The following is a 22,517-nucleotide window of genomic DNA, read 5'->3' on the forward strand; positions in this document are numbered from 1 at the left end:
ACCGCTGTTCGCGCCACTGACCGCTAAATCGCCGCCGTTGATGTTCAACGTGCCCGTGCCAGTTAAGCCGCCTGTCGCAGTAGAGGTTCCGCCCGCCGCCAGATTCAGTGTGCCGCCAGCGATATTCAGGATGTTGCTGTTGGTCAGTACCCCGGTGCTGCTCAGTGCGCCGCCCGTGCCCAGAGCCACTGTACCGGCGTTGGTCAGTGCGCCTACCGTTTGCGTGTGGCCGTTGATGTTGGTTTGGGTATTCAACACTGTATTTAAGGCCGAAGTTGCCCCCAGCGCGTTATCGCTGCCCAGATTCAAAATGCCGCCATTCACTGAGGTGCTGCCAGTGTAATTATTAGTGGCATTGCTTAGTGTCATTTCGCTGTTATTAGTGCCGATAATCAGATTGCCGGCACCGATCAGTTGTGCCACTAAGGTGTTATCAGCATTCACCGCACCCGCAGAGGTGAGGGTCAAACTTTGCCCTAAAAGCAGCTCCAGTTGTGTCAGCATGGTGGCGATACTTAAGCCGCCACCCGCCCCCGTCAGCGCATAGTCATACAGCGCCTGCGCCACTGTATTACCCCCCTGAACCACGCCCTGACTACTGTCATTGCCCAGAGCATCACCGACAACATTTTGCAAGGTCAGTCGCGCCAACTCCTGCACATTCAACACATTGCCGCTGTTAATTAACTGAGCTGAATTGCCGGTATCCTGATCAAGCAAATTCCCGCCAGTACTCAGCGCGGGATCGACTCGAATGATGCTGTCATCCGTCACTGCCAACGTACTGGTACTGATTAAGCTCCCAGTAGCAAATGCGGCTAACCCACCGTTGAGGACAAAATTACCGATCGCCTGATTGCCACTATCCACTGCTACGGCAGTCCCCGCAGAAGCCACCAATGAAGCATTGCTCAGTGCGCTGGTATTCGTACCGCTCAGGTTAAAGATACTGTTTTGCATATCTACCGTACCGCCAAAGACGGTGCCAGTATTAACGCCAAAATTGAAGGTGTTATTGGTGGTATTCACGATATTCAGTATGCCAGTACCGGTCAGCGCATTATTAGAAACCGGCACTCCATTCAGGTTTAATGTGCCATTCAGTTCAATTGCTGTAGTACCCAACTGATTACTGTTGCTGGCACTTAGGATACCGCCCTGATTTATCTGCCAATCCCCGGCAAAAGCACTGGCCTGACTCAACAAAACATTGGCCCCGCTATTGACGATGGCCGAGCCATCCCCCGCCGAGACATGGCCTAAAGAAGCATTTAGCGTGCCATTGAAAGTACTGCCAAATAGCAGATCACTGGTGCCGTCAATATTAATGGCTCCACTACCGATATTAGTGTCAGACGCCAGCGTAATCTTGCTATTAGCCAGATTGATATTGGCAAAACCTTGCAGGGAAGTATCTGCTGCCAAGACATCCGTCGAGGCATTGATGTTCAGCGTATTGGTCCCAGCACCTGCATTCAGGGAACCTAAATAGGTACTGCCCAACGCCATGTCATTGATAGTAAAAGTATCATCGCCCGCACCGGTGCTAATGGATGAGACTTGTGCACCATTTTGAATCGTGACGCTATTATTCCCGGACCCCAAATTAATTGCGCCATTACTTTGCGAATTGCTTCCCAATAGCAAAGTATCATCACCGGCCCCCGTGGTTAATGGGCCGTTTAATATTCCATTATTATTGATGATGTTAGCTGCAGAATTAGCGAATGTGACAGCGCCACTTAGGCTACCGTCGTTGGTTAATGTATTCGCCGCTGTCCCGGTGAAATTAATCGCCGTCGCCCCTGTCGCGTTGATCTGGGTATTGGCGCCAATGGTGGTTGCCGTCACTACACCATCGGTCACCTGCAATCCGGTCCCTAGGCCGGGGGCCACGGTAATATTGAGATTGGCACCAGAAAGATCGACCCCACCGCCGCTGGCGTTTATCCCGATGCCATTGCCGGAAACATTGATATCCAATGCCGCCGGATTCAGGGCGCTGATCGCCGCGTTAGTCGTCGCAATGCCGTTACCTGTTCCGGTGACATTAAGGATGTTACGGCCATTGGCACTACTGGCGAAAGTCAAACCGTCCAGATTATTTAATGCCGTGCCGTTCGCGGTGTTAAGTGTGACGTGGCTCAATGCCAGATTGACACCCGCCGCTTTTGAGAAAGCAGCCCCTGAACCATTGAGATTCAAAATTAAATCAGCCAATGCATGATTACCACTCACGCCAGCAAATGTCAGCCCGGTCGCAGCCCCCGTGGTGGTGATAGTCCCTCCCACCAACTTCAGCAACGCATTAGACAGAACGCTAATCCCTATCCCAGCACTGGCATTGATAGTACCGCCGGTATTATCAACTGTAACCGTTTGCGCTGCACCAGCAGTGGCGCTTGAGGAGAGCGCAATACCTGCCGTAGAACTGTTAATAATGCCTTTATTCACGACATTAATTGTTGCTGTGCCGGTGCTAGTTGCGGATATCCCGGTTGCGGCAGTAATGATCCCTGCGGCTTTGTTTTCCAACAGAATCTGACCCGCAGTCGCCCCTGTACCGGCATGACTAGCAGAAATACCCGCGGTGACTGCATTGATGATGGCACCTGAGCTGATATATACCCCAGCGATATTTGCCGCACCGGTTTTGGTTGCCAAAATACCGACACTGCCAGCACCAGATAGATTAATTTTCGAACCGGCGGCCAGGTTATAGATGACGTTACCGTTTTGAGTCACCCCATTCCCCATCCCTCCGGTATTGCCCCCTCCCACGTTAGTCAGGCCATTACCCGTGGTATAAGCATTACCCGCAGTATTAGCGAGCTGTAATAGCGCGCCGCTACCAAAACCAGTAGAGGAGTTATAACTACCAATCTGAGCACCGTTATTACTCGCGCCAAAAACATTCTGATCGGAATTTAACACAAATTTAGCGCCATCTGCCAAGGTATATTGGTAGAAGCCATTCCCCAAAGACCCATTGGTTAATTGTGGTGTCGTAATGGAAACATCCGCTGTGCTGCTAAAATTGATTTGGCTGTTGGCGTTCGCTGAGTTGGTCCAGAATACTGCTGGGAAGCTACCTGTGGTTGCCGTTAAAACAAATTTGCCTGTAAATTTAATGTCGCTGGCCTGTGCCAACTGATGGTTAGTACCAAATGTTAAGGTGATAGGATTAGTAAAATCACCTAAAACCAACTGACTATTTAAGTTCGCTGCACCGCCTGCGCCGATCCCCCCCAAAACAGCCAACATACTGTCGGTCACGCTGCCAATATTATTAATAATAATATTAACCGCACTGGTACTCCCATCCATTTGGATGACGGTATTTCCTACTGCCGTTGAGGAGGTGAGTGCCGCCATATTGGATAAGGTAAAGGAGCCTGCTTCACCACCCCAAGCGGCGTTAGTTTGAGCATTAAATATAAACGAGGAGGTCCCTGTTATCAGCGAAAAACCACCGCCATCAATTACGAGATTTTTGCGGTTACTGGCGGCTTGGTTAACAGCGACATTACCGCTCATCGTAATATCGTTCAGTAACAAAATAGTGGTTGCAGTCCCACTGGTTAACGCCGAGTTAAATTGGGCGACAGTGTTTACTGCAACACAGCTAGACCCCATTGCAGCACAATCTGTGGCACTGATAGCGAAAGCTGGTTGAACACCCAACACCCCCATCACTACAGCAGCTAAAAGACTTATTTTTACGGAGGTAAATTTACCGAATAGACAGGAAGAAGATTGAGAGATTGAAGTCTGGCGGGTTGTTTTTGATTTTAGTTTCCCTTTGGCAAATTCACCTACCGCAACCCATATATTCAACGACACATTCCAGATAACTTTAAAAATTTCATTCATATAGGTCCTTAACAAATAAGTATTTGCTAATAAAAAGCATTAAAAAAACGCATATCTCTAGCCATATAACAGAAACAAATCTGTTATATAACGATTTGATAAGTAAGCGATTTCCTTATCAAAATAGAGAAGTGACAAGCAAGCTGCAAATCACATTGATAATAAAATTGTTTCATCATCGTATTTTATATAAATGGGAAGATAAAAGTTATCTATCACGCATTTTGTTAGCACTCATTATTTATACGGATATTTAGATATTAGAACAAGATCTCGTCAGTGAAGAAATATTTCGCAATAAGTCAATTAATAAAAATTAACCACTTAAATAATTATTAAACCAAGAATTAAAACCCAACAATGGCAGAGTTTTGAACTTTAAAACTAAAGCGGCGTAATTATGTAGCCATATGTTTTTATTTCTATTTTTATAAAAAGAGAATATTCCCGTAATTGCTGGGAATATTCCTACATAATTAAAAATATCATTCCTACAAAACATTCAGAAAATAACTCAATCAGATCTTTTAATTTAGAAAAACAGACACACCACGGCCTACATGAAAATAGAAATGAGTTATATATCAATACGTTACAAATAATAAAAATAATCGACAGAAGATAGCTCGGGAAAATGACATTAGTTATATTGACTAAATAAGTAGTCTCACAGGGCAGATGGCCCCGTTTTTATACCAAACCTAAAGGTATTCGGGGCATATTAAAATTTCTGGTTCGTCGAGCTCGATAGGATCTATTTTTTCAGCTGTAGTGTGGTCATGCAAGTTTGGCTCTCGGCATGGGTAGCAAAAGGTGATACTGCTTTAAGGCCCTGATAGCTCACTTCAATCGTCCCTTCGGTATTACGCGGTAACCACACACCAATAAAGCCATTTTGATAACTGGTTAGCTTATCCTGCATGATCACTTTCCCTGCCTTATCGGTAATCTTGACATCGAATGTCGTCTCCGCCATTTCACCACGGCAGCCGGACAAACTGTGATTAAAGCAAGGGTGAGTTTGGTTCACAAAAGGCGCAAATGAGAGATAAAATTTATCGCCCAGCGGGAAAGAGAATTGCTGTTGTCCATCAAATAATATCAGTTCGCTGCCCGTGATTGAGGCCGAATAAGGCAAAGGCCGCGCTTGTTTCGACTGATCAATGGCCTCAATCATCTGCTCAGTGGTTTTTCCGGCTAACCCCTGCTGAGCCAGAAATTTATTCTGGGCGGTGGCGGTGGATTGCGCGGAAGCAAAATGGCTAAACGTGATTGCGGCTAAAGCAACAATCGCCAACCGGGCAGCGGAAACGAAGGTCTTATTCATTGTGAGGGTCCTGTCGATAAGAGTCATAACATCAATATAAGTCACGATAATCTAAGCCCTCCCCTAAGGGGAGGGTCAAAGACAGATTTGAATAGAAAGGTAAGTGATTGTATAGAAATGGTTTTTATTGATTTAAATCAAATTTTAACCCTGATATTCCACACAGTGCTGATTAATCGATATCAGGATGTTGAGCAATAAGATTTTTACGCTTCTTCTCCAGCTCAGCGATTTGCTGATCAATATCTTCAATATTCTGTTCGATATTGTCATGGTGCTCCTGCAATATCTCTTTAGCTTCTGCCCGATCAGACGCAGCTGGCGTCGCCCCTTTCAGCGGCTTATTCGCTGTCTCCTTCATAAATATCCCAGTAACTAGCCCAATAAGTGCCACCACCATCAGATAATAAGCAGGCATAAAGAGATTTTGCGTGGTTTCAACCAACCATGCTGCTGCCGTTGGAGTCAGGCCAGCAACCAGCACCGAGACATTAAAAGCGATAGCCAAGGCGCTGTAGCGAATATGGGTGGGGAACATAGCCGGTAATATTGAAGCCATCACTCCGGTAAAGCAGTTAAGCAAAATAGCTAAAATCAGCAAGCCACAAAATATCAAACCGATAACGCCGCTATTAATCAGGATAAAGCTGGGGATCGCGAGAATAAACAGCCCGACACTGCCGAAAATAATAAAAGGTTTTCGGCCATATCTATCACTCATTAATCCCATGACTGGCTGGACAAATAACATCCCGAGCATGATGGCAATAATGATTAAAACGCCATGATCTTCTGAGTAGTGCAGGCTATGGGAGAGATAGCTCGGCATATAAGTCAGTAGCATGTAATAAGTGACATTGGTCGCAATCACGATGCCGACGCAAATAGTCAGGTTCTTCCATTGCTTGGTGAGGATCTCGCGGAAAGAGACTTTAGGTGGCTCGGCAATGCTGTTGCGCGAATCACTATCAATTTTATCCACATGCTGTTGGAAGGTCGGCGTCTCTTCGAGCGCATGACGCAGGTAGATACCAATCAGTCCTAATGGCGCAGCAATAAAGAATGGGATCCGCCATCCCCACTCAAGAAATTTGGCCTCGCCCACAATACTGGAGATCAGCAGCACCACTCCGGCCCCTAAAACAAAACCGGCAATAGAGCCAAAATCCAACCAACTGCCAAGGAAACCGCGTTTTCTGTCCGGTGAGTACTCAGCAACAAAAATAGCGGCTCCCGTATATTCGCCACCGACAGAGAACCCCTGCGCCAGTTTTGCCAATAACAGCAATATCGGTGCCCAAATACCTATCGAGGCATAAGAGGGGATCAAACCAATACAGAAGGTACTGACCGACATAATAATGATGGTGACAGACAGGACTTTTTGCCGCCCATATTTGTCACCTAATGCACCAAAAAATAGGCCACCGAGGGGGCGAACCAGGAAAGGAACGGAGAAAGTGGCCAATGCGGCGATCATCTGGAGACCGGGGTCAGCGCCGGGGAAAAATACCTGACCAAGTGCGAATGCAACGAAACCATACACCCCAAAATCAAACCACTCCATGGCGTTGCCCAGCGCCGCAGCGGTAATCGCTCTCTTCAATTTGGTATCATCAATGATGGTAATATCATTGATTTGCATCGGTTTAACACTCTTTCTTCTGAGTCCCATTTTTCTTCCTTATTTACTCTGTAGCTCCACGATATAAAGCCAAACCCATTGATAAATGGTAGTACCGATTAAGGGTTAAAAACTTTATTGTAGGTTTATAAGAATAGTTGTAAATAGAAGAGATGTGTAGGGTAAGTCGGCTATAAAACAGTAGAGTGGCTAATTGAATCACATCAAATTAGCCACAGCTTTGGCTTGCAGACATTCACCCGCATCATCCCCCAATGCCACCTGAGATTGGTGCACTAGGCAATTTAATAGTATTGGTGACATGGGTTAGCGCACAGGATTGGGCGGGGATCGCAAAACGGCTGATGACACGGCATTTCTTCGCCACCAGAATCAAATCCTGATTGCGCATGATTTTGCTTACTGCCGCCGCCATGGAAGCGCCTTCAATCGCCAGGAAGAACCAGATATCCCTATCAAAGCAATTTAACGGTAATAGTGCGGTCTAGGGCTAAGGCAAAGTTTGTACCAAATACGGGACACCCGCTAATTCGCGGATATACACGTACTTTTTATAAAGGAAATAGGTGCAATAACAGGAGTGAGGTACTGCTTATATGCATTTTCCGCGCTGTTTCGCGGCAGATGCACAAAGATGCAGCAGGGTCATTCTGGCTTTTCAGTGTGCTTGAAATCGATCAGCTTTCCTCTTCGCACAACAATGTCGCCCTCAATCATCATCTCTTTCACCATTTTATGGATCGCACTGCGGGATATATGATTCCTGGTCAGAATATAGCTATATATTGAGGTTTTCCTGCGGGTTGCTTCGTCCATTTCCCAGATATGTTTCAGATGCTCATTAATGATGCCATAGGTGTTCTTCTGCAAGATCATGTGCTCACGTTTGAAATATTCCTGCACTTGATCGGTAAGAATATCAAAAGCATGCATCCATAATTCATTACTATTAAATAACAGGCAAGCCTCACTGATTGAGATACCCCACATCTCACACTCAGTATTACAGCGGACATAATGGCTTTTAACCTCACTTTTCATTTGAGCCAATCCCAGCATAAAGGGGGCATCTTTGGTGATAGTGAGAACATCATCGTTGTAGCGATAGAAGGAGACACAACCTGCCGACAGAAAATAGATAGTGTCGTTATTTTTAAAATCAACACGTTGATTTTTCTTGAATTTTACATAGTGCGATGATTTGTGTTTTTCTATCTCATGACCAATAAACCTGGCCGTCTCTGATAATTGCTTATTCATTTAAGCTACTGCCCAATTTAATTACACTCATGATGGAGTATAGTAATTATCATACATTTTAATAAAATATTTTTCTATTCTTGAATAATAGCCAGAGTTAATCAACTGCCGAAATAAGCCGACATTGCTGTGAAGATGTTAACCTATAGGTGAATCGTTTTTCCTGAGCGCTTATAATTGCTTCGATATTATTTATTTGCTGATGTATATCAAGCAAATTGGCATTACTCTTTAACGCCAGTCGTTTCATGACTGCCCGTTTATGTACACTGACCGTTTTAGGATCAATAACCAGTTGGCGCGCAATATCCTTAACCGTCAGCCCCATGCAGTAGAGCTTCAAAACTTCACACTCCCGGCGGCTCAGACTGTTTTCCATAGTTAATCTTGTAGCTTCGACTCCTTTGACACCTTCCCAGTAACAGGTAAGGCACATGATATTGATTATCAGTTTTTTTATTTTTTCGGTGAAGTCGCTGGGTGAAACAGTGCCCGAAATAATATGAGCATCAAAACAGAGTGGCACTCTTCGCAGCCAATATTCAATATTGATATTATTGACGATCAATACCGCGTGACAGCACTCCCTGGAAAAAAAATCACTGTGCAATAAAAAGCCCGATGTCGATAAATCAATAATTGTTATGCTCCCACCACAATAAATACCATTTAAGGGTATTGATTTTATCAACTCATTAACACCTGCCGTTAAATAAGCATCCTGACTATAAACCCTGATTTTCATTCTTACCTTTGCCATACATTTCATATTAATAAAATATAATTTCTATTTCTGTAGACTAATTTTATGTCATTTAATTTGTGCTGGGAAAACATTAAAAAATACAGGTTATGTGTATTAGTGGACATTTTTTGATCTCCGCCATTGCCCGGATAGACCTAAAGAGGAAATCGTAACTGAATGAAAATAATCTGTTTTTGTCTTTGATGGGTTCTGACTTTAACAATCAGGAAATAGATAACTCACAGGGAGTGACCGAATTTAGATCAGAATAATTAAGTATTCCCCATCATAGAATATCTATAAAAGAGTGATCTTTATTCAACCAACCCCAGATGAACAGCGCCCTTTCCGACACTATTCATCCGGGGAGTGATTTTAGTGTTGCGAACCTTCATCCGAAGGCTGTTTGCGGGATTTGGTCCACTCCCGCAGCCGTTGAATATGCAGATAGAGCGCCGGAATAAACATGATCCCCACCGCAGTCGCCATCAACATGCCGCCAAATACGGTAATACCGATAATTTGGCGGCTCATCGCCCCGGCACCGCTGGCGAAAACCAGTGGCATCACGCCAAGAATAAATGAGATTGCCGTCATCATCACCGCACGAAAGCGCTGCCTGGCCCCATCCTGCGCGGCCTCAGCAATACTGGCCCCCTCCTCCCGTCGGGCTTTGGAAAACTCGACAATTAAGATGGCATTCTTGGCCGCCAGCCCAATCAGTAGCACCAACCCGATTTGCGCATAAACATCATTGGCAAAGCCCATCGCTGACAACCCGGCCACCGCACCACCCACGGCAAATACCACCGAAAGTATCACCACCAGCGGAATGCTCCAGCTCTCATACTGGGCGACTAAAAACAGATAAGCGAATACCAACGCCGCCAGATAAATAAGCATCACCTGCCCGCCGGTTTGCTGCTCCTGCCATGACATGCCACTCCAGCTATAGCTGTAACCTTGCGGTAAATTCTGCGCCAACAGGGCTTCCATCGCCGCCATGGCCTGCCCCGAACTGGCACCCTCTGCCGCCGAGCCGCTCACCGCAACCGATGGGAACTGGTTGAAATTACTGATAAATGGTGCACCGACTGACGGCGTCAGGGTGACCAAATTAGCCAAACTGACCAGCGCCCCATTATCACTGCGCACATTCAAGCTATTGATCTGCGCCGTGCGCTGGCGAAAATCCATATCATTTTGCAATTGCACGCGGAACATGCGGTTGTTCAAGGTGAAATCACCGGCATTCATCCCACCGAGCGAGGTCTGCAAGGTTTGGAAAATGCGGCTAACCGGCACCTGTAGCAGTGCGGCGCGGTCACGATCAATGCTCAAATTGGTTTCAGGTACTGAGGCGCTGAAGGTGGTAAATACCCGGCTCAGTTTCGGGTCCTGATTGGCGGCAAAAATAATCCCCTGACTGACCTGTGCCAGCTCTTGCGGTGATTGGCCCAGTAGCGCCTGAATGCGCAAATCAAAGCCAGAAGCACTCCCCAGACCGGCAATCGCCGGTGGGTTTACCGCCATAATCATCGCCGACGGAATGGCCGCTAAATTGGCTTGGATCGCAGCGAGCACCCGATCAATGTGTGGGCGCTGGCCCCAAGGTTTGAGCATTACAATGGCAAAACCTGCATTGGGGGCGTTGTTACCGCTGAGCAGACTGAAACCGGTGATTTTGATCACATCCTCGACGGCGTCGTTGGCAGTCACCTGTTGGTACATCTGATCCATGACCGTCTGAGTCCGATTCAGGGAAGCCCCATCTGGCAGCTGTAAGCTGACAAAGAAGTAGCCCTGATCTTCCTCCGGCAGAAATGAGGTCGGCAAGCGGGTATAGCCCCACCAGGTTGCCAGCCCTACCAGCAACAGCGCGGCAATACTGAATACTGCGCGGCTGCTGATACGGCCCGTCAATGAGACATAGCCATCACGGGCGCGATCCAGGCCACGGTTGATGCCACCAAATACCCCAGTGGTCGACAGCGTTCGCCGTTTCAGCAATAGCGCGCACAGCGCCGGACTGAGGGTTAACGCATTGATACTGGACAAAATAACCGCCGCTGAGAGGGTAACGGCAAACTGGCGATACAGCTCACCAATGATCCCCGGCAAAATGGCTATCGGCACGAATACTGCCATCAGCACCAGTGTGGTGGCGATAATCGGCCCCGCTATCTGGCTCATCGCCTGTTTGGTGGCTTGCGCTGGCGTCAGATCCGGGTCATTCGATAATAAGCGCTCGACGTTTTCCACCACCACAATGGCATCATCCACCACGATGGTTAGCGCCAAAATGATAGCGAACAAACTGAGGGTATTGGCTGAATAACCAAAGACATACAGCACAGCAAAGGTGCCGAGCAAGGAGACAGGAATTGTCAGCGCGACAATAAATGTCGCCCGCATACTTTGCAAAAACAGGTACACCACCGCCAGCACCACAATCAGGGTCAGGGTCAGTGAAAGGGCTATCTCATGCAGTGTCGCGGTGACCGGCAGGGTGGAGTCATAGTTGATTTCATAGGTCAGATCCGAGGGGAAGGAGGCCGACAGCCGCGCCATCTCATCGCGCACCCCATTCGCCACATTTAGGGCGTTGGCACCGGGCACCGGGTAGACCACTAAAAAGGCTGATTCCGTCTGGTTTTGCGCCGCACTCACCTGATAGTTTTGCGCCCCTAAAGCCACGCGCGCCACATCACCCAGACGAATCATCCCGCCCTGAGGATTGGTGCGAATAATCACATTGGCAAACTGCTGTGGGTCAGTCAGTCGCCCCTGCCCACTGATGGTTAAGGTCTGCTGTTGACCGGGCATCGACGGGGATGAGCCGATCTGTCCCGCCGCCGCCTGCACATTCTGTTGCTGTAGTGCGGCGACAATATCTTGCACGCTGACATTCAGCGACTCCATGCGTTGCGGATTCAGCCAGACGCGCATACTGTAATCGCGCGCGCCAAACACCTGCACATCACCGACACCATTAATACGCGCAATCGCATCACGCAACTGAATACTGGTGTAGTTGCTGACAAACAGGGCGTCATGAGTCTGTTTCGGCGAAAAGACACTGACCCCCAGCAGCAGGTTGGAGGCCCGCTTGCGCACTGAAATGCCGTTTTCATTCACTTCTGCCGGCAGTTGGGCGCTGACCTGAGAAATACGGTTTTGCACCTCAACCGCCGCCATATCGGGATCGGTGCCACTGGCAAAGGTAATACTGAGCTGATAACTGCCGTTATTGGCGCTGGTCGACTCCATATACAGCATATTGCTGACGCCATTGACCTGAGCCTCAAGGGGAGAAGCGACGGCTTGCGCCACATCACGAGCACTGGCCCCCGGATAGACGGCACTGACAGAGACCACTGGCGGCGTGATGTCGGGGTATTGCTCCACCGGGATCACATGCAGTGACACCCAACCGACAATGGTGATCACTAAGGCGATAACAATGGCAAACTTGGGGCGACGGATAAAGAAATGCAGCATCTGGCCTTCCCCTTAGTTCGCGGTCAGCGGTGTAGCAACCGTGGCGTTGACGGTCATGCCGGGGCGCACATGTTGTAGCCCCGCCACAATCACCCGCTCGCCTACTTTCAGGCCATCTTTCACTGCATATTGCTGCTCAAACTGCTCACCGAGGGCCACTGGCCGCACCTCAACTTGATCCTTATCGGTCACCACTAACACAAAGTGGCCCTGCTTATTCTGCTGTAACGCGGCAATGGGTATCGCCATCACCGATTTTGCCGTTTCTGCCGCCAGCGACACATTCACTACCCCACCGGGCAGCAGCAAATGCCGTGGATTGGCAAAACGGGTGCGGATCGTCACAGTGCCGGTCTGCTTATCGATTTGGTTATCAACGGATTCAAAAACGCCGCTGTCTGGGTACTGCTTGCCATTCGCCAGTTGAATACGTGGCGTGAAATTGCCAAACGCCAGTGTCGTATTATCAGCGGGGGTTCCCGCAGCGGATAACTGATAGGTCGCGGTGATGTAATCGCGCTCATTGACCGCGATAGCCACACGGATCGGATCAAGCTGGACGATACTGACCAAAGTACCGCTGGCGGGGTTAATCAGGCTGCCGACATTAAAGCGGCTGTGACCAATTTGGCCGCTGATCGGGGCGGTGATTTGGGTGAAACTGAGCTGTAACTGCTGAATTTGTAAGTTGGCCTGCGCCTGCGCCACCGCAGCACGGCTGATATCCCGCTGCGCCTGCGCTTCATCAACTTCAGCCTGGCTGACTGAGCGATTATTGCCTAACCGTTGCAAACGGGTGAGATTCACCTGCGCATGGTTGGCACTGGCGGTGGCGCTATCGAGCTGCGCCTGCGCCTGAGTGACTGACGCCTGATGCAGCGCGGGATCAATCTCATACAGCAGATCCCCTTGCTTAACCATCTGCCCCTCGGTAAATAGCCGACTGGCAATAAAACCTTCAGTGCGCGTTGTCACATCCACCGCTTGAATGGCTTCCACTCGCCCAAGATATTGCAGCGCAGTATCTGGCGTGGCAGAGGTCACCACCGCCACAGTCACTGCGGGCAGCGGCGTGTCGGCGGCCATCGCGCCGAATGTGCTGAAACTCAAGAACAGCGCAATAATATAAGGGGTCAGAGTGCGTCGCCGAGCAAATCGGATTTGCTGCACATCAGCCATTATCCTGTGACGAATCAATTTCAGTGTGGGCATGGTGGATTATTCCTTACTCTCGGCAGGATAATGTGTTTGAGTTCGGCTTTAATAAAGCTTCGCGGGATTAATAATATTCTGATGTCACTTTAACGTCTTAGGGTAAAAATTCCTATCACCGCCTGATGAATATTCCTCCACATCACACCGCCCGTAGATTAAACAGGTCATACCTCTATAAGATTAAGTCGATAATAATATAGGCTTTTTCTGAATTCTCTCTTTTTTGCTGAAAAAAGCAGCATCTGGACATCAAAATATTCTAAGCTCAAATTATATGTACACAGAAATATGCTAGCTTGTATTGCCTCAGAGTCATCGCTTCCTGCTGATTAAAAAAACGTTTTCATCATACTCACTATCAGCCCGAACTTCGTCAGTGCTAAGGGAATTCACCATGACAGACTCCAAGTGGCCGGAAACACGGGCAAAAGGGGACAATGTTTTCTTCGCGAAACAAACTTTACAGGCCATGGCCCTGTTAGTGGGAGCAACCATTATTATTGCTGCGGTGGGCATCATCTATATTGCCTCGCAGTTGAATGAGCAAGCGCAGTCCCAAAGCCGCTTTCTGGTAGAGAAAGCCTGGCAAATGCGCCAGGACGCCATAAAAGTTCGCATCAAAGATAATGCGTTTTGGGGCGATGCTTACGAGCATCTGCATGTCAAAGTGGACCCTGAATGGGCCTATGTCAGCCAAAATCTGGGGCCATCGCTGTATAACGATTTTCGTTATGAAGGCGTTTTTGTGGTTGATGGGCAGGGTAAAACCCGCTACTCCGTCATCAAAGGGCAGTTGGCGAATACCAGTTTGCCGGATTGGCTCGGCGAAGATATTACGCCCATTATTGATGTGGCACGCCAGCGGGCTGAACAACAATATATCGCGACAGAAACCATTGAAGTGGCTGGGCAGCCGGTGATCGTGGCCGCCGCGGCCTTAACCACCGGCAGTGACCCGCGCGTTAAATCAATCGCCGGTGCACCTTCTGTTTTAGTTTTTATCGATTTTCTGACCCAAACTGAGCTAAATGCCTTAGGCGAAGATTATGGCATCCATCAACTGCGCCCCCCTCGAGACAAAGAGGATGCCACCTCCAGCCCGTCAGTGCCGATATCCTCGAATGATAACAGTGCACTGGCACTGCACTGGAACCAAAATATGCCGGGGGCGCAACTGCTCAATATCTTGCTCCCGCTTCTGGCGCTGGTTGCACTGATCCTAGGGCTATCCGGCTGGCTGGTACTACGGCGTGCGATGTCCGAAGCGCAGATTGCCGATGAAAATAGAGCCGCCTTGATAGCCAGCGAAGAGCGTTTTCGTCATGTCGCCGAATCCGCCACCGACTGGTTATGGGAGACCGATGCCAATCTGCGCATCACCTATCTGTCTCAGCGGTTTTTAACCATTACCGGATTAAGTGTGGAGCAGTGGCTAGGGCGTAATCTGGACTCGCTGCTCAATTGCGACATTATTCCGCTCCGCTCCTGGCTGCAACATACCCATCTCACCGAGTCGCGCAATGAGCTGCAATGCACCTATTTCTCTGCCCAAGGCGAGAAACGGATCTGCCGTATTTATGCCAAACCCATTATCAAAAATGGCGAAACCATTGGTTTCCGTGGCACCGCATCGGATATCACCCGAGAAATAGAAGCGCAGGAGCGTATTCAGCACCTCTCTTTGCATGATGCGCTGACGGGTTTACCTAATCGTCTGCGAATGAAAGAGTTTCTGGAAAATAAGCTGCGAAATCTCGCCGCTGCAACACACCCGCTAGTCATTCTCAATGTTGATTTGGATAAATTTAAGCCGGTTAACGACACCTTCGGTCATATTGTTGGCGATAAGGTGCTGCATCAAGTCTCTGAGCGGCTAAGAAGTTGTTTGCGCGATCAAGATCTGGTGGCCCGTCAGGGGGGAGATGAATTCATTCTGATTATTACCGGCCTCTCATCCATCAAGGAGATTGAGCAGCTCTGCGCCCGCGTGATTACTCACATCGAAAGCCCTTACGTCGTCAATGATCAGGATATTTATATCAGTGCCAGCATCGGCATTGCGCTGGCTCCACAGGACTCCATGCAGGCCGAGGAGCTATTGCGCTTTGCCGATATTGCCATGTATGAAGCCAAAAACAGTGGCAGTAACCACTGGAGTTTCTACTCCAGTGAGATGAATGATCGGCTAATGCAGCGCAGTGAACTGGAGCGATTTTTACGTCAGGCCGTCAAACACAACGAATTCAGCCTCTATTACCAGCCGCGTTACCGCATCGAAGGTACGCAACTTACCGGTGCCGAAGCTCTGGTGCGCTGGAATCACCCGGTACTGGGGCTGCTGATGCCGGATCAATTTATTGCGCTGGCAGAAGAGACCGGGCTTATCACCTCAATCAGCGACTGGACCATGTTGCAGGCGTGTCAGGATGCCTCCACATGGCATCCGTCACTGATTGTTTCGGTCAATATTTCCGCCATTGAATTTCGTAGCCAGCGCCTGATCGAGCGGGTGCGACAAGTGCTGCTGCTTACCGGGCTACCCAGTCATCGACTGGAGCTGGAGATAACCGAGCGGATCATGATTGAAGATGCCGACGGGGCATTTAAGACCATGACGGCGCTCAAAGCCCTTGGTGTGCGCTTATCGATGGATGATTTTGGCACCGGCTACTCATCACTAAACTATCTGCGCCGCTTCCCGTTTGATGGGCTGAAGATTGATAAAAGCTTTATTGATGAGCTGGCTGAATCACATGAGGGGCAGTCGATTGTCGAGGGCATCATTAATCTTGGTCACGCGCTCTCCATGACAGTAACGGCAGAAGGGGTCGAAACCGAGGCACAACTGGGCTATTTACAAACACTGATGTGTGATGAAGTGCAGGGTTATCTATTGGGCAAGCCAATGAGGCTGCATGATTTATCGGTGCTTATCCGCAATGCCTATTACGACTAACTCCCGCGCCACCTAATACCGCTCAGTCTCGGGGCAATGACTATCGCCCAGCAACGCCACGGGCAGCCACAATCAGTGCTTGCCCCAAAGCTAAGCCACCATCACCAGCAGGTAGGCGCTGCGGCAGCAAGAGCTGGAAGTCGCTCAGCTGCGCGCAAAGCAACTCGCGCAGCAGTTGGTTGTGCAGCACGCCGCCAGAAAAGGCAATGGTATCAATGCCAAAGCGCTGAGCGGCCTGACGTGCCAGTGCGGCAAAGCCCTGCGCCAGCGCAAAGTGGAAAGCATAAGCCCGCTCAGCCGGAGAGGCATCATAGGCCAGCCATTGCTGCCAAAAGGTGGCTAAATCCAGTTGATTATCACGCAGTGGCAGAGTGACCGGCGGGACGGATTGGGCACTTCGCCCTGCCAGCGCTTCCAGCAAGCAAGCCGCCTCCCCCTCCCAGCTTATCGACGACGGAACAATATGCAGCGCAGCGGCGACCGCATCAAATAACCGCCCAGTCGAGGAGGCCAATGGCGCATTGATCCCGCGCTCAATGGCTCGCGCCAACACCGCCCCTTGCGGCTGCGCAATTGCCGCCGCTTCGGGTAACGACTGCCAGTGCGGAACAAAACGCTGCAACTGTGCTAGCAGGTTGCGCCACGGCTGGCGGGAGGCCAGATCACCACCGGGCAGCGCCACCGCAGGCAAGCCGCCCAGATATTCACAGTTGGCATAATCCACCAGCAAGCATTCACCGCCCCACAACTGCCCCTCAGCACCATAACCCAGCCCATCCAGCGCCAGACCAATCACCGCCCCGCCATCTCGCGGCCAGCCATGCTCTGCCAGACAAGCCACCAGATGCGCATGGTGATGCAGCACCGCCACACAGGGAATATCCCGCTGTGCGGCCCACTGTTTACCCAATTGGTGACTGACATAAGCGGGGTGGGCATCCACCACCACCGCCTGCGGAGTGAAGTGGTAAATCTGGCAAAACAGCGCCAAAAGCTGCTGCTGTTGCTGCGCGATATCGCTATCCGCCAGATCCCCCAAGTGCTGGCTTAAGACCGCGGTGTGATTGCGCAGCAGACAAAAGGTGTTTTTCATGTCAGCGCCCAGCGCCAGGATCGCCGGCTGTTGGCTAAATCCCGGAGGTAATTCACAGCTATCCGGCACGTAGCCCCGCGCACGGCGTAGCATTTCAGCCCCTTGTGCGGTGAAACGTACCAGTGAGTCATCAGCCCGCTGCACAATTTGCCGATTGTGTAACAGCCAGTGATCGGCGATATCACTCAGGGCGCTCAGGGCTTGCTCATTACTGAGCGCCGGAGGCTTGCCACTGCCATTGCCGGAGGTCATCACCAGCGGGCGCGCCACCTGTTGCAGCAACAAATGTTGCAGCGGATTGGCCGGTAGCATGACGCCAATTTCAGCTAATTGCGGCGCGACTGCCGCACAGAGCGGGCTGTTGGGCTGTTTCGCGACCAGGACAATCGGAGCCGCTGGGCTGCGCAGTAATCGGAGTAGTGCGTCATCATCAGCGCTTTGCACGCAGCGAGTCAGCCACTCCTCACTCGGTAGCATCACCGCCAGTGGCTTAGAGGGCCGCTGCTTGCGCCGTCTTAAACGGGCCACCGCAGCGGTATTAGTGGCATCCACCGCCAGATGAAAACCGCCCAAGCCTTTGATGGCGACGATCTCGCCCGCCAGCAGGGCTTGCGCGGCCTGCTCTAGCGCACTGAAGCCATGGGCCACGGCTTGCCCATTCGCCCCGCTCAACCATAGTTGTGGGCCACACGCCGCACAGGCATTGGGTTGGGCATGAAAACGACGATCGGCGGGGTAGTCATATTCTGCCTGACAAGCAGCACACAGCGGAAATTCGCCCATGGCGGTATCTGGGCGATCGTAGGGCATCCGGTGGATAATGGTGAAGCGCGGTCCGCAGTGGGTGCAGTTGATAAAGGGGTACCGGTAGCGACGGTCAGCGGGATCGTTCATTTCATGCAGGCAAGCAGCGCAGGTTGCCGCATCTGGCACAATTTGGGTGTCCATCTGCCCCGCCCCACTGTGGTGGATCACAAAATCCAGCGGCGGTTGCCCCCAGTGATAGGGGGTGGGGGTGATGCTGTCGATCTGCGCCAATGGCGGGCACTCTTGCGGCAGCGCACGCAAAAAGTCGGCCACCGCTGCGGATTGCCACAAGTGAATAGTGACGCCAGCGCTGTCGTTACTGACATCACCCCGCAGCCCGTAGCGGTGGGCAAGCTGCCAGATATAGGGCCGAAATCCCACCCCCTGCACCTTGCCTTTTACCCGCAGACAGAGGCCGTTTGTCTCCACATCACACTCCCACTGATAGTTAACTCTCTGCCGCTTAAAGGACTTCGGGATCAGCATATCCGGGGAAGCGGTTCATCGAGCGGCAGATCCAATCGCCGCGAGACACCAAACGCACCACATAAACGCACCTGTTGGCGTTCGGTTACTTGCCCGATCACTGCGGCATCAAGGCCCAGCGGATGGCGATGCAGTGCGGCCAATACCGCCTGTTGCGCCTCAGGGGCGACCACCAGCACCAGTTTGCCTTCATTGGCAAAGTTGAGCGCGTCCAGCCCCAGCAGTTCGCAAATCCCGCGCACCGCCGGTTTTAGCGGCAAATCCGCTTCGTTGATCTCCATGCCGCAACCACTGGCGGCGGCGAATTCATGCAAAATTGCGGTGACCCCGCCGCGGGTTGCATCACGTAGCGCCCTCACCCCCGAAATAGCACGCAGCGGCGCAATCAAGGGGGCCAGTAGCGCGCAATCACTGATAAGCTCCGCTTCCAGCCCCAGACCTTCCCGCAGGTTGAGGATGGTCGCGCCATGATCACCTAAGGTGCCGCTGACAATGATCCGATCGCCGGCGCGGATCATTGCGGTTCCCCACTGGATCTCGGCGGGGATCACGCCGATGCCGGTGGTGTTGATAAAGATCTTATCTGCCGCCCCGCGCTGTACCACTTTGGTATCGCCAGTGACTATCTGAATGCCCGCCTGCTGTGCGGTAGCGGCCATCGACTGCACAATACGCTCCAGGTCAGCCATCGGCAGACCCTCTTCCAGAATAAAGCCGCAGGAGAGATAGCGCGCCGTCGCGCCACTGACCGCCACATCATTGGCGGTGCCGCACACTGCCAGCTTGCCAATGTCGCCACCGGGGAAGAAGAGCGGATCAATGACGTAGCTGTCGGTCGAGATGGCCAGCCGATCCCCTTGCGCCACCAGATCCGCCAGCGCGATACGCGCCTGATCTTCCCGCTCATTCAGCGCTGGGTTAGAAAATGCCGTCAGAAACAGCGACTCGATCAAGCTCTGCATCGCCCGACCACCACTGCCATGGGCCAAGGTAATCTCTTTGTTATTCATTATGTTGTGGCCTGATTTGTCGATTTTGATAACCAATATTTATAGTTCAGAGACTAGCGGGGCGACTGCACCGATGGGCGCTCCGGCGACTTACGTCGCTACGACCCATTCGGCACATTTCCCCGCCGGTCAGCGTTGCCATAACTCTGATATCGAAAACTATCGATATTGATAGTAAGCGGAGCAAGCCCCCTCGGAGGAGACCATCAGCGCCCCAAATGCATTTTCTGGTGTACATTCGCCGCCGAATAGCGGGCATTGATCTGGCTTGCAGCGGCCGGTCAACACCTCGCCGCAACGGGATCGCGGATCATCGGCGACCCGCTGCTGTTGCGGGTTGAAGCGCAACTCGGCATCGAAAGCCTGATACGCTGGGCTTATCTGGACACCGGAGTCGGCTATCTCGCCCAAGCCGCGCCATTCACTGCTGGCTTTGGTGGTAAATACCTCTGCCAGTGCCTGTTGCGCCAGTAAGTTGCCACTGTCCGGCACAATGCGGCGATACTGGTTTTCCACCGTGCAGCGCCCGCTGACCTTCTGCTCCAGCAGCATCACCAGCCCTTGCAAGATATCTAGCGGTTCGAAACCCGTGACCACCAGCGGCTTACTGAATTGATCGCAAATAAAGCCGTATGGCGTGGTGCCGATCACCATGCTGACATGGCCGGGAGCCAGAAAGCCGTCGATGCGCACATCCGGCTGTTGCAGCAGGCTGCGCAGAGTGGGAATGATGGTGATGTGCTGGCAGAACAGAGTGAAGTTGCTCAGCCCGAGCCGCCTGGCCTGTTGCAGGGTTAAAGCACTGGCGGGCATGGTGGTTTCGAAGCCCAGGCCGAAAAACACCACTTCCCGCTCTGGGTTTTGCTGTGCCAGTGTCAGGGCATCTAGCGGCGAGTAGACCACGCGAATATCCGCGCCGCGCCGCTTGGCATCTAGCATTGAGCCATTACGCCCCGGTACGCGCATGGCGTCGCCGTAGGTGCAGAAAATCACCTCCGGATGGGCGGCAATTTCAAGGCAGCTGTCGATACGCCCCATCGGCAACACACATACCGGACAACCCGGCCCGTGGACAAACTCTAGCCCGTCCGGCAGCAGTTGATCGAGGCCAAACTTGAAGATAGCGTGGGTATGACCGCCGCACACCTCCATGATCTGCAACGGCAAGTGCTGTTGATCCGCCAGTTGCGGCAGTAAGTGTTCGATCCGCGCCAGTAAGGCGTTCACCAAGGCGGGATCGCGGAACTCATCAACGTAGCGCATCACCAGCCCCGCTTACCATATCGTCCAGATCCAACCCAACCGCCTGCATATGGGCCAGCGCGGCCAGTGTTTGCCGGGCTTCCTCTTCATCGAGCAAGCTCATGGCGAAACCGACATGCACCAATACCCATTGGCCGAGTAGGGCCGCAGGTGATCCATCGCACACTAGCGCGATATTGATCTCACGTTTTACGCCGCTCACTTCCACCCACGCCAACTGGTGGATATCCTCACCGACAGCCACAATTTTACCGGGTACGCCTAAGCACATCGCTGCGCCTCCAGCCACTCCAGCCACAAGTCCATCCCCTCGCCGCTACTGGCGGACAGGGCAATCACCTGAATGTTCGGGTTCACCTGGCGGGCATAGGCGATGCACTGCTCAATATCGAAATCCAGATAGGGCAGCAGGTCGATTTTATTGATAATCATCAGGGTGGATGCAGCAAACATATGGGGGTATTTCAGCGGCTTATCTTCACCTTCGGTCACTGAGAGCACTGCCACTTTATGGCGCTCACCCAGATCAAAGCTGGCAGGGCAAACCAAATTGCCAACGTTTTCAATAAATAGCAGGCTGTCATTGCTCAGACCCAAGCGGTGCGCGGCATCATGCACCATCTGCGCATCCAGATGGCAGCCTTTGCCGGTATTGACCTGGATCGCCGGCACCCCAGTGGCACGAATGCGCTCGGCATCGTGGGTGGTTTGCTGATCGCCTTCAATCACCGCGCAAGGCACCTGCCCTGCCAGCCGTCGCAGGGTGGTGGTCAACAAGGTGGTTTTGCCGGAGCCGGGGCTGGAAACCAGATTCAGCGCCAGAATATGTTGCTCAACAAAATGCTCACGGTTATGGCTGGCTAAATGGTTATTTTTGCTGAGCACATCTTGCTCGATTTGCAGCAAACGGCGCTGACCCATCCCCGGCGCATGGCTACCGGCCTCACCCTGCCCGTAATGCAGCCCTTGCTGATCGGCATGTAGCTGCGGGGTAAAAGGCTCCACGGCGGGCGCATCAGTGTCGTCGGGTTCAGAGAAAGTCAGCGGCTCAGGGGCTTTGTCATGCTCAGGGCCTTTGCCATGATAGTGGTGATGGACATCGCCTTGATGGTAGTAATAGTGGTGATGGACAATGACTGGCTGTGTGCCTTTGGCGACATATTTGTGTTTATGCTTATGCTGAATGTTTGCCGCCTTGGTATCACTGTCGTGCTGGTCATGATGGTGGTCATGATGGTGGTGGCCGTCATGATGGTCGTGGTGGTGACTGTCATCGCCCTCGATTTTTCTCTCGCCGCTGGCGCAACCACAAGTGGTACACATAGGAACTCACTCC

13 protein-coding genes and 1 pseudogene are annotated in these 22,517 nt (G+C 51.3%); 1 reads left to right on the forward strand and 13 read right to left on the reverse strand.

The genetic code is table 11. From position 1 onward, the window contains the following. From AACW11_RS05665 to AACW11_RS05700, 8 genes and pseudogenes are all read right to left on the reverse strand, one after another. Positions 1–3,873: ESPR-type extended signal peptide-containing protein (locus tag AACW11_RS05665; protein WP_283047657.1), on the reverse strand; the 3,873-nt coding region annotated here is incomplete at its 3' end. Between the two features lie 754 nt (positions 3,874–4,627). Next, complete coding sequence (gene cueP, locus AACW11_RS05670; RefSeq protein WP_212584000.1) at positions 4,628–5,200, reverse strand: copper-binding periplasmic metallochaperone CueP; 573 nt, start codon at positions 5,198–5,200, stop codon at positions 4,628–4,630. A gap of 172 nt (positions 5,201–5,372) precedes the next feature. Beyond that, entirely contained in the window at positions 5,373–6,875 is a 1,503-nt protein-coding gene (gene proP / locus AACW11_RS05675) for a glycine betaine/L-proline transporter ProP (RefSeq protein WP_212584001.1), read from the reverse strand. A 304-nt stretch (positions 6,876–7,179) separates the two neighbouring features. Then, positions 7,180–7,260 (reverse strand): annotated as a pseudogene (gene eutB, locus AACW11_RS20810) (ethanolamine ammonia-lyase subunit EutB); the annotation flags it as partial. A gap of 230 nt (positions 7,261–7,490) precedes the next feature. Then, positions 7,491–8,105, reverse strand: coding sequence for a helix-turn-helix domain-containing protein (locus AACW11_RS05685; protein WP_212584002.1), 615 nt, complete (start codon positions 8,103–8,105; stop codon positions 7,491–7,493). 97 nt (positions 8,106–8,202) lie between these two features. Next, positions 8,203–8,865 (reverse strand): helix-turn-helix transcriptional regulator, encoded by a 663-nt coding sequence (locus AACW11_RS05690; RefSeq protein ID WP_249192682.1) that lies wholly within the window; start codon positions 8,863–8,865, stop codon positions 8,203–8,205. A 360-nt stretch (positions 8,866–9,225) separates the two neighbouring features. Then, the gene (locus AACW11_RS05695) at positions 9,226–12,351 is read right to left on the reverse strand and encodes an efflux RND transporter permease subunit (RefSeq protein ID WP_212584003.1); all 3,126 of its coding nucleotides are present in this window, start codon (positions 12,349–12,351) and stop codon (positions 9,226–9,228) included. 12 nt (positions 12,352–12,363) lie between these two features. Continuing rightward, entirely contained in the window at positions 12,364–13,563 is a 1,200-nt protein-coding gene (locus tag AACW11_RS05700; RefSeq protein ID WP_212584004.1) for an efflux RND transporter periplasmic adaptor subunit, read from the reverse strand. Positions 13,564–13,960: 397 nt separating this feature from the next. On the opposite strand from AACW11_RS05700, the gene AACW11_RS05705 reads away from it, so the two are divergent. Beyond that, positions 13,961–16,522, forward strand: coding sequence for a bifunctional diguanylate cyclase/phosphodiesterase (locus tag AACW11_RS05705; protein ID WP_212584005.1), 2,562 nt, complete (start codon positions 13,961–13,963; stop codon positions 16,520–16,522). A 40-nt stretch (positions 16,523–16,562) separates the two neighbouring features. Here the strand turns inward: AACW11_RS05705 and hypF are convergent, their stop codons facing one another. From hypF to hypB, 5 genes are all read right to left on the reverse strand, one after another. Then, the gene (gene hypF, locus AACW11_RS05710; protein ID WP_212584006.1) at positions 16,563–18,851 is read right to left on the reverse strand and encodes a carbamoyltransferase HypF; all 2,289 of its coding nucleotides are present in this window, start codon (positions 18,849–18,851) and stop codon (positions 16,563–16,565) included. A gap of 50 nt (positions 18,852–18,901) precedes the next feature. Further along, on the reverse strand, positions 18,902–19,918 hold the full coding sequence (gene hypE / locus AACW11_RS05715; protein WP_212584007.1) for a hydrogenase expression/formation protein HypE: 1,017 nt from the start codon (positions 19,916–19,918) through the stop codon (positions 18,902–18,904). Positions 19,919–20,077: 159 nt separating this feature from the next. Continuing rightward, complete coding sequence (gene hypD / locus AACW11_RS05720; RefSeq protein ID WP_212584008.1) at positions 20,078–21,181, reverse strand: hydrogenase formation protein HypD; 1,104 nt, start codon at positions 21,179–21,181, stop codon at positions 20,078–20,080. After that, the gene (gene hybG / locus AACW11_RS05725; RefSeq protein ID WP_212584009.1) at positions 21,168–21,452 is read right to left on the reverse strand and encodes a hydrogenase maturation factor HybG; all 285 of its coding nucleotides are present in this window, start codon (positions 21,450–21,452) and stop codon (positions 21,168–21,170) included. The genes hypD and hybG overlap by 14 nt, the downstream gene beginning before the upstream one ends. Then, complete coding sequence (gene hypB / locus AACW11_RS05730) at positions 21,443–22,504, reverse strand: hydrogenase nickel incorporation protein HypB (RefSeq protein WP_212584010.1); 1,062 nt, start codon at positions 22,502–22,504, stop codon at positions 21,443–21,445. The genes hybG and hypB overlap by 10 nt, the downstream gene beginning before the upstream one ends. Positions 22,505–22,517: the final 13 nt, after the last annotated feature.

Origin of the sequence: Yersinia sp. Marseille-Q3913, assembly GCF_963892745.1 — a bacterium.
Classification (GTDB): domain Bacteria; phylum Pseudomonadota; class Gammaproteobacteria; order Enterobacterales; family Enterobacteriaceae; genus Yersinia; species Yersinia bercovieri.